The sequence below is a fragment of the Caldicellulosiruptor changbaiensis genome, from assembly GCF_003999255.1.
Taxonomy (GTDB): Bacteria; Bacillota; Thermoanaerobacteria; order Caldicellulosiruptorales; family Caldicellulosiruptoraceae; genus Caldicellulosiruptor; species Caldicellulosiruptor changbaiensis.
Map to the genome: position 1 here is coordinate 1,912,128 of NZ_CP034791.1, position 16,039 is coordinate 1,928,166.

The window sequence follows — 16,039 nt, forward strand, 5'->3', positions numbered from 1 at the left end:
GGTTATTTCCCAGCCAATTGTCCAAATAATTTAATATTACTGTTTTTACAACATGTTTACTGATAAAATCAACAGGGCGGGCGTACAGAAAACCCACCCTGTGAGTTTAAAAGTAACCAATTTTGCAATTTATCACTTTGAATTATTCATGCTTCTACTTGGTACCAATTGCATTAGTTTTATACCATTGTCCCCATGGAGTTGGATTATTGGGGTCCCAGTTGTTTACCATGTCCAAATACCCCACATAACTCGAATTTCCACACCACGACCAACTAAATAATCCTATCTTGTACTGTTTTGCATACCTGACAATAGCTTCTTCATCAGGATCACCATCTGTGTGCTGATGTCCAAATTCCCCAATAACCAATGGTAACCCCTTATCAACAAATGATTTGATGTATTCTTCGACCTTGCTTGCTGTATTGTATACACCATACATATGAATCGAAAATACCAAATTGCGCAGCGGATCTGCTTCCATTATGCTCTGAGCATTATCTCTCATAGTATTAGACCAATCCTGACCCCAGTTCGGCGCATCCACCATTATCATGTGCTTGAATCCCGCATCCCTCAGCGCTTTTATAGCATTCTTCGTGTCATTAACCCAGTTTTGATAGTTATTGTTCCCATACGGCTCATTACCAATGTTTATAATTACAAAATCTTCGTTACCGTCTAATACGCTCTTTATCTCCTTCCAATATTCCACCGCTTGTGCCAATGAACATGCTGCCCCGTCCTCACCATATCCTGTCGTGTCGTGAACTTCTAATACAATAGCTCTGAACCCAAGACTTCTTGACAATGATATAATATTTGCCACTTCACTTGCTGGTATCTTCGTCCATCGGTAACCATTACTTAGCACTACCCTCACAGAGTTCATACCCCATGACCTTATTCCTTGCAATGCCGTCTCCAGTTTATCTCTGTACCAGCAATGTGCGTGATTGGTTCCTATCAATGTGCTTGTGTCAATTTTTGCTACTCCATTACCCGGTGTTGGTGTTGGAGTTGGTGTTACTGTTACTGTCGGCGTAGGTGTCACTGTCGGGGTCGGTGTTGGTGCAACCGTCACCGTCGGTGCAGGTGTTGGTGTTGGCGTTGAACTTGAGGATCCCTCTGGTTCTTGTCCCCATACCAGCACGTTACCTTCATAAGCTGCTATGAATTTATTTTTACTAAGTTCTTTTGTTAATCCTGCATACGATGGGTCATTAGTTGGATCCCATGGAACGTCTTGTGGTACAGAGATCTTAAATTGAGCTTGTTTTTTGTGTTCTACTTCCCCACCTGGATATATTTTTGTTCCTGTAAAATCAACTAATATATAGTAAAGGTTTTTTGACGCATTCCATACATATGGTCCAGATATCTTTCCACCTTCTGAATAATATGTCTCCACTTTAACAATATCAGGACCATACCCAGCCTTGATTAACTCACTTAGGTCAATAAAATACTTAAAGTTTAAAGTATCTGTGATTCGTGGGGGCCATCCTGTTCTGTTATAAATGTATGAAATTATTTCAGTATAGTTTGCACCCTGTGAATTACCAAACTTGGATTCAACAAAAATTTCATCATTAGTTGGCTTTTCGATAGCCTTGAAATTAGGTATTGGGTCTCCCCCATACATAAGGTACATTTTTGCTAGAGCACCCACAATACCAGCATTGTAGTCACAAGCCACCTCGTTTTGTACATAGTCAGTAATATCATCATTGTAACTATCATCAGAGCCTGGTCCGCCTACTAATGCACCATAAAGTATGTGTCGATGATATTCGGGTATTCGCATACTGTTCGCCCATGAACTATGTGCATTTCTGTGATGTGGATGTTGTGGATAATTTTGCCCAAATCCTACCAAAAAACTTCTTCCTGTTGAACCTAATGCATAATTAATCTGACTCTCACCAAATTTTAGATAAGCTGTTCGCTTATTTTCTGGACATCCCGACCAATCTGCATAAACAAACGCTAAGAAAGCTGCAGTTGTAGCATACCTAAGTGAGCCCCACCCTGTTAGCCATGCAAGACCTTTAGGTGTATATGTTATGTTATATGTCCAATGATCAAGATTTCTTTCAACAGCACCTTTATATATGTCTTTATTAGTAATCTTTGCCAAAAGTAATATTGCTCCGTATCTTACATCATCCCAGCACTGTGTCCATGTATTTGTACCACCAGCATATTCTGCCATAAGCGCCTCAGCTTTATCCAAATATGATTTGTCATTTGTCGCAACATATAACCACACTGCCGCCCAGCCAAGATCATCAATAAAACCACCTGATGTGTAAAAGCCGGTTGCTGCGGTATACCCTGCATCGCTACGAGTTCTATCGGCAAAATCAAAGAGTTCTATCGCATGCTGCAAATATGTGTCTGCCTTTTGACTGTTTCTTTCACGTATAACGATTGAAGCTGCAGCTAAGGATGCTGCTGTTTCTACAACAACTGAACTTGCTGGATTATTTAAATCACACTTGTATGCAGGTCGTTTCATTTGCATAACTTCAGCTGGTCCCCAGAAGTTATGATCTTCAATTGGATCACCAACTTGATAGTAGTATACATACTTTGATGGATGGCATTTTACAAAGTAGTCGTTTACCCATTCTATCTGGTTAAGTATATGTTCAAGCTGGCCACTTTTCTCAAATGCTGCTTTATACTCATAAACTGCCCACGAAAGCATTGAAGCACTGTATGACATTGGTAGATTAAACTTTACATGATCGCCTGCATCATGCCAGCCACCAGTAAGATCTAAACCTACATCTTTACCATCATTTAGACCAGAATCTCCTCGCCAGTTGTTACGGATCCATGATGGCAGTTTACCTGACATCTGGAATTCATAAAACATAATCGCTTTTTGAAGAGCTTCACCATAGTTAAAGGTTGTTGCTGCTTTTACATCACTGTTATTGTATCCTGAAAATAGAAAGAAAATCTGCAATAGAAATACCACAGCAACACACAATGTTATCCTTTTTATTGCTTTTTTTAGTTTAAGCATTTTTAACCCTAACCCCCTTTTTTGATTTGATAGTTAATCTTAATTAATCGTATTAGATGGCATAATTTCGAAACTCATATTTAGTTCCCACAATAAATGTTTAATAATTACTTAGTTTTTAGCCGTTTTCTATCACCCCCTTCTTCCCTTTAATTCGCTTGCTTAATGACTTTAACTATACAAGTCCCCTACTGACCTTAAATTTTTTTCATATATCCACAAATTCCCATTTAACGTATATTATCATTTTGTAGCTGGAACTGGCTCTGGTTCATTATTGTTGTAATATGTTGTAATATTAATGTTTTTCCCATTTGTACCTAAGGGTCGCTTGTGATCTAATCCAACAAACCTACCTTGACTGTCTTGCCAAAGAGCCGGTTTCAAAAATGAGTACTTTTTCTCATCCCATGTCGTAAAATCGTATCCAACCAATCCTCCAGTGTCACCTGAGTTAGCATTAAAGCACCAAAATGTGTGATGAATATGATTTTCTATGATATAATCTCGTAGATACTTCATCCACTTTTCGTTATCGGCTCCATCCAGATGACCACCCCACTCACCTATCAGAAGAGGCGCAATGTTTTCTTCCATAATGTACGCCCAATTCGGACGCCAACAATCTTGTAGTAAAGACTCTTTTGTGAACCCTGGATAAAACCACGGCTGCTGGTAAACAGATGGCCCGTAATCATGTGGTGAATATACTACTTTATTTTGATATTTACCCAGATTAATAGGATACTTTCTAACACCTCGCAAGTTACCGCCCCACCATGTTGAATAGTAGTCGCTGGAGGATTTTGATGTCCATGTAACGTCGTCCTTTGGATAGGCTTCGATTCCTTCAATTACAATTAGAAGGTTTGGATTTATATTCAGTATACGTTTTGCACATGTTTCAGCTGCATATTTCCAATTATTTATATCTGTTGAATTATCCCATTTCGCAAATGTTGTATCTTGCCATGGTTTTCCATGTGGCTCATTTTTTAGGTCAAAAGCTATAATAGTGTCATCATTTTTATATCTATTTGTAATCCACTCGCACGCCTTATAAAAATCCTCTGGAGTAAATTTTTCATCATACCATACTGGATATATATGTCCCATTGCGTCTGTTTTTATGCTGTGAATATCCAACATAATTTTCAAACCAACTTCTTTACATGTTTGTACTACTATGTAAAATACTTCCAGACTGTTTTTGCCTTCAAGCTCTGGATTTACGTAGTAGTTTATATTTGGTTTTGGATAAATACCTTGCGACCAGTTCAATATAAGCTCTGCAGATATTGGAACTCTTAGCAAGTTAAAGCCTCTATTGGCTATTTCAGCAAGAGTATCTTTCAGATTACAACTCCATACACCATCAAATACATTTGTACCAGTATTATATCCAAACCAGTTAATACCTGTTAACCATACTGGTCTACCGTCTTTATCAACTATTTTGTTACCACTTACATAAAGCCAATCATCATTTGTATCATCAGGAATACTCGATGTTGGCGTTGGATTTGGAGTTACTGTTGGCGTTGGTATTGCTGTCTGCGTAGGTGTTGGCGTCGGTGTTACCGTCGGTGTTGGAGTTGGTGTCGGCGTCGCTGTCGGAGTCGGTGCTGGTGTCGGGGTTGGCGTTACTGTCGGCGTAGGTGTCACTGTCGGGGTCGGAGTCACGCTTGCAGTAGGCGTTGGGGTTAATGTTGGAAGTTGAATCTCTGGCGGAGTTGGTAAAGTTGTGGTTGTAGGAACTATGGATGGATCTATCAAACTCCAAAAAGCATATTTGGACATATAGTTTTCATCAAATAGCAACGGATAATCTTTCTTTCCGTAGTTTTTGCTTAGCCATGAATAATCACCTTTTAATCCCCAAAACGTAACATTTGTGACTACATTCTTATATTTTTTGAATAAATCAAACAATTCTTTATATCTCTGGGCTTGCTTAATAAGCAACTCTCTTGGAGGGACAGCATAATTAGTGCTTGACCCCCACTGATAAAAACTCATATCAAGCTCTGTAATGTGAATCTCTAAGCCAGGTATTGAGCTAAACAACTTTATTGTATTCTCTATCTCACTAATTGATGGCCAATCTAAATTTATATGACACTGTAAACCCACTCCATGAATTGGAACTCCTTTTTCTTTCAAACTCTTTATCAGGTTGTATATAAACTGTCTCTTTTGACTATTTTCTGTATTGTAATCGTTGTAAAACAATTTTGCATTAGGATCTGCTTCATGTGCCCATATAAATGCCTTCTCAATATATTCAGGTCCACATATGTTATACCAATTAGATCTTCTGTATCCATCACTTTGACCCTCATCTATAGCTTCATTCACCACATCCCAAGCATAAACCTTGCCTTTGTACCTTCCAACCACATCGTAAATATACTGTTTTAATCTGCTAAGCAATGCGTCTTTACTCAATGTATTTCCATTAGAGTCTTTAAAAAACCAATCAGGTGTTTGCTAATGCCATACAAGTGTATGACCTCTTATTGTCATGTTATTGCTTATCGCAAAATTCACAAATGAATCTGCTTTGCTAAAATTGTACGTATTTTCATTTATTAACAATTCAGAAGGTTTCATTTCATTCTCTGGTGTAATGCTGTTGAAATGTTTTAAAATAAGCTCCTTTTCCATCTCCGAAGCAAGGCTTGTATTTCCAAAAGCAACTCCAATTCTGAAATCATCTCTGTATTTCTCAACTAAGTTAGGTATCTCCCATTCAGGTTCAGCTAACTTAGATGAATCATATATTTTTAATTCATCAACCGAGAATGATAAACTTGCATTTTGAGCTTCTACATACAGTATTAACTCATTTACTGTAACACCTGCTGGAACTGAATAACTTCCGCTGAGCTCAACCCAAGTATTACTTGGTATATCCTTGGTATATATCAAGTTTTCATAACTTGTTGTAGAATCAGTTGCAAATCTCCTTTGCATAGTCAATGACATCTTTTGTGTAGAACCGCTGTTCTGATATACCCAAACGCTTATCTTATATACTTTCCCTTGCTCCAAAATAGTGTCAACAGGAATTTGTGCTCCATGCCAATTAGATGTACGCCCACTAACGTACAGACTGTACTTACCAGAATACGCAACTGAACTGTCAGCCTTTATTGTTACACCACTTCCCCTTGCCTGCCATCCCTCAGTTGTACCGCTTTCAAATCCAGTGGAATGTATTACTCCACCTGACAAATAGCTGTTCTCGTCCATTATACGAATACAGTCAACATTGAAATCTATTCCACTTTCCACAATAGTGTGTATCACAATTACCAAATTTTTTACATTGTTTAAATTTGGATTCCACCTGCCAACAATCTTTTTCCAATAATTTGGTACCGCTACAACCTCGCCTAATAGAGCACTTTTTACTCCACTTCCATCATCATAAACTGCAGAAATGCCGAAAGCGACTGGTTTTTGATTGTTGTGCTTCACATATCCTGATATCACCCATGTGGTTCCATTTTTAATAATGTTCTTAACATCAACAGCCACACCGCTTCATATTGAATTCCTGTTCGTAACTTTAATACTTTTCTTTCCATTATATGCGTCGTTTTCGTCAATCGTAATATTCGAACCAGCGTACGCAAAATATGAAATTGTTTCATTTTCTTCTTCAAAGTCCAATGCATATGTTTCTGCATTTACATTCTCTTGAAATAGGCTAATACCTATTAATATATTAAATAAAAATGTTAGTATTACTAATATCGACGTAATTCTATTCATTGGTTTTTTTGTTTTTATCAACAGCCTAACCCCCTCTCTTAAATTCAACGCTAATGAGAGACATAATATTACTTAATTCTTTCATTTTTTTTGGAATGCCATGTTCATTTATAACTATGAGGAGGTGGTGGTTCTCAATACCACCCCTCCTCATAAGCATATCCATAAATTTTTACATTCATCTTCTTTTTTACAGATTCTTACTGATTGCCGAACAGAATTTCATATGTTGCATTAGCAATTGCTATGTCACACTGTGCCCAGAACCTGTGATATCTGAACTCCGGTACCTGCCCTGACTTGTATGCCGCCTCTAACTTCGGCCAATCAGGATCTTGTTTGTACTTGCTCCTTATGTCTATAAACTTAACTCCACTCTTTATTACATCTCCATTCGGCATCTTCCCTGTCCAGCCTGCCGGAATGTATACCTCTTGCTCAAAGAACCTCTTGTAATCCGCTCTCTTCTCTGGCGCTGATAAACCTTTCTCATCCCTGTACAACTTCCACATCCTGTCCAGCAATTCCTTCGCTAAATTCTTCGCTTCCTCATCAAATACCCCATACTTCTTCGTCCCTGCACTGTAATAAAGTAGTGCATTCGCAAGTGATGCCGTTATTCCTAAATCCGTACCATAATCTACTACCTTCACATGCAAGTTCGGATTACCTGTATATGTCCCATTCCATGTGTCTGGCTGCCCACTCCAATCAAGCGTCGATGGTATCGCAAATGTACCATCACTGTTCAACTTCACTACACTCTTTATCCAGCTTACCCACTTCTCAAGCAGTGCTCCTGCATCCTTATCCCCTGTCACATAGTAATACTCCGCTACCCTCTGCATCGACCATGCCTGAAATCCAAACCATGTATTGCTACCCGGGTCCCTATACACAGGGTTCGGTTCATACGCCATCCCATAAAATGTCGCTGTACCTGCCGGATATTTCTCGTACCTGCCATTCCATGAATTTGTCGCGCCTCCTGCTATCGCTCCCTCCGCTGACTGCAACCACCTGTAAAATTCTATCTGCCTCTTCAAACTCTTCGCCCAGTCACTCGCTCCGTTCGGTGACTTCGGCTTCATATCACTATCATTTGCTAATGCCCATGCAGCCATCGGATTCTGATATCCAAAGTGCGCATGACTGCAACCTATCTTCCATGACCATGCACCATCAAGTGCTCCGCCCCATGCATAATACCATGATAACAGATAATGTGCACTGTCATACCCTGTTCCTCCAGCTGCATTCTTGTCCTGACATCCTAATGGCTTGAAATACTTGTCAAACATCGCATACCTCAAATAGTCTCCCATCTTCGCTGCCTTCGCTACATAGCTGCTTATCTCATTAAACTTACCTTGCTCCTTCGCCCATACCTTCGCCCAGTAAGTAGCCTGAATAGCTCTCGCATCCGCATCCGGTGCGTTCGTATACCTCCACTGCTTCGAATAGTTCTGATCCTTAATAAACAGATCTAAAAATCCATTCGGTCCGCCCCATTTGAATTCCTCCCAGCTCGGATGCGGTACAGTCTCCCATACAGACTCCTCAGGCCCTCTCTGGAACGTGTTGATAAATGATGCACGGCTCACTCCGTCCCCTCTCTTGCCATATCCATACCAGTTGTCTACGTCCATCAACCAGTGCATACCATACATCAATGTGCTACCATATGTGCTCACAAGCTCATTATGCAACGGATCCTTCCCAACAGGTACATTAAACTCAAGCGGCGATGGATACTTGTCCGGTGTCTCCCACTCACCTGCATACGTCGCTGGCTTGTTAGGATCATATGTCCTCATCGGCTGATCTTCAGCCGACGGTATCATATACTTCTCTAATGTGTCCCATGCCGTCTTAAACTTGCTCCAATCACCTGTTAACTTCCCATACACTGCCTCAAGCCATACATAGTACGAAAATGCTTCACTCGTGGTCAAATGACCATAATCAGGTGCTTCGCATATCAATGTCTCTATCGAATGATATGGTATCCCATCCTGGTTAAAATACCCATTCGCAGGATCATGTATCTTGTTCCACAACCACATAAACCTCTGCCCATATTCTCCAAGACCGCTAGGTGTGCCGCTCGGTGTAGGTGTAGGCGCAACTGTCTGCGTCGGCGTTGGAGTTGACGTTGGGGTTGGAGTTGGAGTTGGGGTTGACGTTGGTGTTGGTGCCGGGGTTGGAGTAGGTGTTGGTGTTGCTGTAGGTGCTGGTGCAGGTGTCGCTCCACTCGGCTCCTGTCCCCATACCAGCACTCCATCTATATACGCCGTTACCTTCTCATTCTCTCCATAACTCGTCATGCTCTGTAACCATGACCAGTCATTCCCCTGATTGTAATTGCTCCAGTCATCCTTGTTAAACCTTATCTGTATCTCTCCTGTGTCCTTCCCAGGCTGTAACTGCCCAGCTCCACTCTTAAATCCTATCTCTAAATAATAGTCCGCTCCACTTACACTACTGCTCAGCTTCACAAACTTGAATGTTACATTGCTTGCCCCTATCTGTGCCCAGTCCGATATCGCACTCTGTGCCCTCTCCCCATCCACCGTGTACCAGTACCTTATCGTTACCCTGCTCAAATCTATGCTACTGCTACCACTATTCACTACCTTCAACCAAGGCCTTATCGTGTTTGTCGTGCTGTTCGTCTCCTTGTTAGCATACAGTACCTTTATCTGCCCGCTTGTCGCAGGTGTGCTAACAGATGTAGGCGTCGGTGTTGGTGTTGGAGTCGGGGTTGCTGTTACTGTCGGGGTCGGTGTCGGCGTTACTGTCGGCGCAGGTGTCACTGTCGGCGTCGGTGCAACCGTCGCTGTCGGTGCAGGTGTAGCTCCACTCGGCTCCTGACCCCATACCAGCACTCCATCTATATACGCCGTTACCTTCTCATTCTCTCCATAACTCGTCATGCTCTGTAACCATGACCAGTCATTCCCCTGATTGTAATTGCTCCAGTCATCCTTGTTAAACCTTATCTGTATCTCTCCTGTGTCCTTCCCAGGCTGCAACTGCCCAGCTCCACTCTTAAATCCTATCTCCAAGTAATAGTCCGCTCCTTCTACACTACTGCTCAGCTTCACAAACTTGAATGTTACATTGCTTGCCCCTATCTGTGCCCAGTCTGATATCGCACTCTGTGCCCTCTCACCATCCACCGTGTACCAGTACCTTATCGTTACCCTACTCAAATCTATGCTACTGCTACCACTATTCACTACCTTCAACCACGGCCTTATCGTGTTTGTCGTGCCGTTTGTCTCCTTGTTAGCATACAATACCTTTATCTGCCCGCTTGTCGCAGGTGTGCTGACAGGTGTAGGTGTTGGTGTTGCTGTTGGTGTTGGTGTCGGGGTTGCTGTTACTGTCGGGGTCGGGGTTGGCGTCGGTGTCGGAGATGATGTTGTTACCCCAGAAGCTTCAATTACTGCCCAGTAGGCTGGCTTCGCACTATAATCTTCAAAAAACAACAACGGCCAATCATTCTTACCGTAGAATGATCTTAACCACGAATAATCATCTTTCAATCCCCAAAAAGTAACACTTTTTACTACATTTTTGTATTTTTTCAGCATTGTAAATATCTCTTTGTATTTCTGAGCCTGCTTTTGAAGTAAATCCTGTGGTGGTGTGGAATAATTTTCACTGGAGCCGTAGTTGTATAAGCTCATATCAAGTTCTGTAATGTGAATCTCAATACCTGGTATTGAACTAAATAACTTAATACTGTTTTCTATTTCGCTAACAGATGGCCAGTTAACATTTATATGACATTGCATGCCAATACCATGAATAGGTATACCTTTAGATTTCAGGTTTTTTACCATGTTGTATATAAATTCTCTTTTCTTAGAAACCTCGGTATTGTAGTCATTATAGAATAGCTTTGCGTTAGGGTCTGCTTCATGAGCCCATATAAATGCTTTTTCAATGTACTCAGGACCACAAATTTCATACCATGTCGAACGTCTATAACCATCTGACTGATTCTCATCGATAGCTTCATTGACAACGTCCCATGCATACACTTTCCCTTTATATCTTCCAACAACATCATAAATATATTGCTTTAGTCTTGCTAATAATGCATCTTTGGATAATCTTTGTCCATTGCTATCTTTAAAGAACCAATCAGGTGTCTGATTATGCCAAACTAATGTATGACCTCTTATACCTATCTTGTTTGTACTCGCAAAGTCAACAAAAGCATCAGCAGTACTAAATCTGTAACTTAGCCCAGTACTTGTCTGACCAGCTAATAAGCTTTCCGGCTTCATTTCATTCTCTGCCGTTATACTGTTAAAATGTTTCAATACCATTCGTTTGTCAGTATCATTGCTCAAACATCTTGCAGGTATTGCCACGCCTATCATAAAATCGTCTTTATAACTCTCACATAAACTTGGAATACTCCAGTCCGGCGCAGCTTGAGTTTCAACTGGAAAATAACTCATTGCACCAACCAGAGAAATACTAGCAATAAACACTATTAATACAACTCGAGAAACAATTCTAAATAGATTTCTTTTCATTTTATCCACTAACCCCCTCTTCTTATTTTTAAATTTTTAATTTTACATTTTGTCGAAAACAAATTGGCGACACTATTTAATTGTTCAATTTTGACACTATATGTTACCATTTTTTTGAAAGCTTATTTGTAATTACGAAATTCTTAATATGAGCAAAACTTTAAACAAAGGCTCTGGTGCTGCCGAAAGTCTTACATCACATCGTGCAGCGTAAACCTAAATATTTTTTCGGCTTTTATTTAAACCTTTTTTCTTATGTTAATCTTATATATACCATATGTGGCACATTGACTTTATAGAATTGATCATCATTAAAAACTCAGTTACAGCTTTTTCTTCCACAGTATCTAATTTTAAAAACCTTACTTTGAAGTTATCACTCTTTTTTCCAAATTTTAAAGCTTCACATTTATACTCTCAGTCTATTTAAAATGGCAATACTCATTTAAAAATATTTCAACCTCTGTACAAAAATACTATCAACATATTTGACACAATTCTTAAATACAAGTTACAACATCAATTGCCATTTTGGCATTACACCAGAGCCCTCATAAAAACCAAATTCCTTATGAATTTTTTAACATCATTTCGTATAATTATTATGCTTACATTGAAATCTAACGTAATACTATGTGATACACCGTTAAATTTGGAACCTCAAGTGTAAATACATTGTTCTCAATATTATCTATATTCCCCATCTTCCTTACAGCTGGGCTGTTGCTGTCAAATCCATATATTTCTGCTTTTGTATATTTCGTTGTGCTTGTTATGTTTATTTTGACTTGTAATTTTTGATCATAGTTTCTGTTTATGAGTATAATATGAAGCTCAGAATCATCCTGTCCATTTATTGAGGCATAAACTGGCATATTTTCAACATCACTCGTATTTGCACTTACATTTGTATTGCCATATTTTGAGCCTTTTCCATCATAATTAAGATAAATGTTATATGCAGCTGCAGCATAACTACCAGAATCGCCCCATCTTGCCGCAAAGTACACTCCATATTTACCAAATATACCAAGTACATCTGCTAAGGCTATGCCACCAGAAATATGATTTCGCCCGCCATAGTCAAACTCGCTTATAGCTAATTTAGTACCAGGAAAATATTTTTCAATGTCCGCTTTTATGTTTGGTATAATTGGCAGATAATCTGAAAACCACTGGTTTATCCAGCTGTTCTCACCAGCCGTAACTTGTCCTTTCACTGATGTTTTATATGTCGGGTCCCATAGTGTTCTCGGAGCTTGCATCCTAGCTATAGCAACTTCTTTTGAAGTGTCATTTTCACCATCAAAGCATATGCGAATGTTATTGCCTCGTGCTTCTGGATACCAATGTAAATCAAGCACATCCAATAGTCTTTTGCCAAAACTGTCTGATGCCTTTTTCATCTGTTCAAGATACCAGCTAATAAACCATCTGTGTTCTCCTTTAACCTGATTCCAATCAGGTGCATCCTGTAAACTATAATAACCCATAAACCCATATGATGCATATCCAAAAACTTCAGCTGAAGGATCAAGGGTTTTTATAACTTTTGCCAGTTCAACAGATTTATCAATCAGCTCTTTGCATGTTACTTTATTAGGATGTATACGTGGATGTGTTGATGCCCACAAATCAGGCTCATTATCAAGTATATATCCTTTTATCCCGGTAGGTGAAGAAGCCGTTCCGTATTTGTTGATCAAATAATTTATGAACTCATCCATATAAACAAAGTTATCATTCAAGTCTGGATTTAAAGATAGTGGAGCATCTTTTTTAAATTTCACTTCTGCCCACCTATTAGATGGAGCTGTTTCATTTTCACTAACTGTGCCATAATTATCTTTTGACACATATCCTGCCATTTGCAAAGTTACAGCAGAATAAGCATTATTTTTAAGGGAATACTCATGAAATTTAGATACCACTGCTGCTGGAACCTTTGCATCTTCACCTGAAATTCCCATACTCCAGCATAAATAGTCATCACTTGAATGATACCAATCATTCCCTGCATTTGAGAAATTGTTTTCCCAATTATATCCTGTTAGTCTATTTCCACCTAATCTTCTTGCTGGGTGCACAACCCCCTCAATATCTTGGTTCGCACCATATATATACGGGCTAATTTGCGTTCTTCCTGCATTTGTATTTATTGTAATTTCAACAACAGATGGAGATGGCGATATTGTCGGTAATGGTGTTACTGTTGGTGTCGGTGTCGGGGTTGGCGTTACTGTGGGCGTAGGTGTCACTGTCGGCGTCGGTGTTGCTGTCGGGGTCGGTGTTGGTGTCGGTGCAACCGTCACTGTCGGTGCAGGTGTCGCTCCACTCGGCTCCTGACCCCATACCAGCACTCCATCTATATACGCCGTTACCTTCTCATTCTCTCCATAACTCGTCATGCTCTGTAACCATGACCAGTCATTCCCCTGATTGTAATTGCTCCAGTCATCCTTGTTAAACCTTATCTGTATCTCTCCTGTGTCCTTCCCAGGCTGCAACTGCCCAGCTTCACTCTTAAATCCTATCTCCAAGTAATAGTCCGCTCCACTTACACTACTGCTCAGCTTCACAAACTTGAATGTTACATTGCTTGCTCCTATCTGTGCCCAGTCTGATATCGCACTCTGTGCCCTCTCCCCATCCACCGTGTACCAGTACCTTATCGTTACCCTGCTCAAATCTATGCTACTGCTACCACTATTCACTACCTTCAACCATGGCCTTATCGTGTTTGTCGTGCTGTTCGTCTCCTTGTTAGCATACAGTACCTTTATCTGCCCGCTTGTCGCAGGTGTGCTGACAGGTGTAGGTGTTGGTGTTGCTGTTGGTGTTGGAGTCGGGGTTGCTGTTACTGTTGGTGTCGGTGTCGGGGTTGGCGTTACTGTGGGCGTAGGTGTCACTGTCGGCGTCGGTGTTGCTGTCGGGGTCGGTGTTGGTGTCGGTGCAACCGTCACTGTCGGTGCAGGTGTAGCTCCACTCGGCTCCTGTCCCCATACCAGCACTCCATCTATATACGCCGTTACCTTCTCATTCTCTCCATAACTCGTCATGCTCTGTAACCATGACCAGTCATTCCCCTGATTGTAATTGCTCCAGTCATCCTTGTTAAACCTTATCTGTATCTCTCCTGTGTCCTTCCCAGGCTGCAATTGCCCCGCTCCACTCTTAAATCCTATCTCCAAGTAATAGTCCGCTCCACTTACACTACTGCTCAGCTTCACAAACTTGAATGTTACATTGCTTGCCCCTATCTGTGCCCAGTCCGATATCGCACTCTGTGCCCTCTCCCCATCCACCGTGTACCAGTACCTTATCGTTACCCTGCTCAAATCTATGCTACTGCTACCACTATTCACTACCTTCAACCATGGCCTTATCGTGTTTGTCGTGCTGTTCGTCTCCTTGTTAGCATACAGTACCTTTATCTGCCCGCTTGTCGCAGGTGTGCTAACAGATGTAGGCGTCGGTGTTGGTGTTGGTGTTGCGGTTGCTGTTACTGTCGGTGTTGGGGTCGGGGTTGGAGTTACTGTCGGCGTAGGTGTTGGTGTAGAAGATATGCCAATTGCATTGGTTTTATACCATTGTCCCCATGGAGTTGGATTATTGGGGTCCCAGTTGTTTACCATGTCCAAATACCCCACATAACTCGAATTTCCACACCAAGACCAACTAAATAATCCTATCTTGTACTGTTTTGCATACCTGACAATAGCTTCTTCATCAGGGTCACCATCTGTGTGCTGATGTCCAAATTCCCCAATAACCAATGGTAACCCCTTATCAACAAATGATTTGATGTACTCTTCGACCTTGCTTGCTGTATTGTATACACCATACATATGAATCGAAAATACCAAATTGCGCAGCGGATCTGCTTCCATTATGCTCTGAGCATTATCTCTCATAGTATTAGACCAATCCTGACCCCAGTTCGGCGCATCCACCATTATCATGTGCTTGAATCCCGCATCCCTCAGCGCTTTTATAGCATTCTTCGTGTCATTAACCCAGTTTTGATAGTTATTGTTCCCATACGGCTCATTACCAATGTTTATAATTACAAAATCTTCGTTACCGTCTAATACGCTCTTTATCTCCTTCCAATATTCCACCGCTTGTGCCAATGAACATGCTGCCCCGTCCTCACCATATCCTGTCGTGTCGTGAACTTCTAATACAATAGCTCTGAACCCAAGACTTCTTGACAATGATATAATATTTGCCACTTCACTTGCTGGTATCTTCGTCCATCGGTAACCATTACTTAGCACTACCCTCACAGAGTTCATACCCCATGACCTTATTCCTTGCAATGCCGTCTCCAGTTTATCTCTGTACCAGCAATGTGCGTGATTGGTTCCTATTAACGTACTCGTATCTATCTTCACTACTCCATCATTAGATGTAGCCGCATTAACTTTGGGTAAATTCGTTACATTTGCTATAAACAAAACGTTAAATAAAAAAACAACTGTACATAGTATACTCAACCATTTCTTCCCTATTTTTGCTTTTAGTCTCATCTTAAATCCTAACCCCCTCTTTTTTATGCATTTTTGCCATTATACCTCTTTATTTTTTGTACTATTTTTTGAACACCTCTATACAGGATTTTAGCGAGGCAGCACACCATACCTATAAATGTGCTACCCCG

Annotated in this window: 5 protein-coding genes and 2 pseudogenes; all 7 read right to left on the reverse strand. The window is 40.6% G+C overall.

The genetic code is table 11. The features are described from left to right. Nucleotides 1-154 precede the first annotated feature (154 nt). The 7 genes and pseudogenes from ELD05_RS09440 to ELD05_RS09465 all read right to left on the reverse strand — a co-directional run bounded on the left by ELD05_RS09440 (nucleotide 155) and on the right by ELD05_RS09465 (nucleotide 15,908). Nucleotides 155-3,040, reverse strand: a complete 2,886-nt coding sequence (locus ELD05_RS09440; protein WP_127352227.1) for a glycoside hydrolase family 9 protein — start codon at nucleotides 3,038-3,040, stop codon at nucleotides 155-157. 243 nt (nucleotides 3,041-3,283) lie between these two features. Continuing rightward, a pseudogene (locus ELD05_RS15035) lies at nucleotides 3,284-5,881 on the reverse strand (endo-1,4-beta-xylanase). Further along, nucleotides 5,867-6,583: pseudogene (locus ELD05_RS15040) on the reverse strand (carbohydrate binding domain-containing protein); the annotation flags it as partial. The pseudogenes ELD05_RS15035 and ELD05_RS15040, both read right to left, overlap by 15 nt. A gap of 6 nt (nucleotides 6,584-6,589) precedes the next feature. Continuing rightward, nucleotides 6,590-6,820, reverse strand: coding sequence for a hypothetical protein (locus ELD05_RS09455; protein ID WP_127352228.1), 231 nt, complete (start codon nucleotides 6,818-6,820; stop codon nucleotides 6,590-6,592). 25 nt (nucleotides 6,821-6,845) lie between these two features. Next, on the reverse strand, nucleotides 6,846-6,986 hold the full coding sequence (locus tag ELD05_RS14040; RefSeq protein ID WP_164742593.1) for a hypothetical protein: 141 nt from the start codon (nucleotides 6,984-6,986) through the stop codon (nucleotides 6,846-6,848). Nucleotides 6,987-7,020: 34 nt separating this feature from the next. Beyond that, nucleotides 7,021-11,376, reverse strand: a complete 4,356-nt coding sequence (locus tag ELD05_RS09460) for a glycoside hydrolase family 48 protein (protein WP_127352229.1) — start codon at nucleotides 11,374-11,376, stop codon at nucleotides 7,021-7,023. Between the two features lie 620 nt (nucleotides 11,377-11,996). Then, a complete protein-coding gene (locus ELD05_RS09465; RefSeq protein ID WP_127352230.1) occupies nucleotides 11,997-15,908 on the reverse strand; it encodes a glycoside hydrolase family 44 protein in 3,912 nt (1,303 codons plus the stop codon). Nucleotides 15,909-16,039: the final 131 nt, after the last annotated feature.

Bases quoted from the DNA above. Each gene is read 5' to 3' on its own strand.
- ELD05_RS09440 (WP_127352227.1), bottom strand. From the start codon at position 3,040: ATGCTTAAACTAAAAAAAGCAATAAAAAGGATAACATTGTGTGTTGCT.
- ELD05_RS09455 (WP_127352228.1), bottom strand. From the start codon at position 6,820: ATGAATAGAATTACGTCGATATTAGTAATACTAACATTTTTATTTAAT.
- ELD05_RS14040 (WP_164742593.1), bottom strand. From the start codon at position 6,986: ATGGATATGCTTATGAGGAGGGGTGGTATTGAGAACCACCACCTCCTC.
- ELD05_RS09460 (WP_127352229.1), bottom strand. From the start codon at position 11,376: ATGAAAAGAAATCTATTTAGAATTGTTTCTCGAGTTGTATTAATAGTG.
- ELD05_RS09465 (WP_127352230.1), bottom strand. From the start codon at position 15,908: ATGAGACTAAAAGCAAAAATAGGGAAGAAATGGTTGAGTATACTATGT.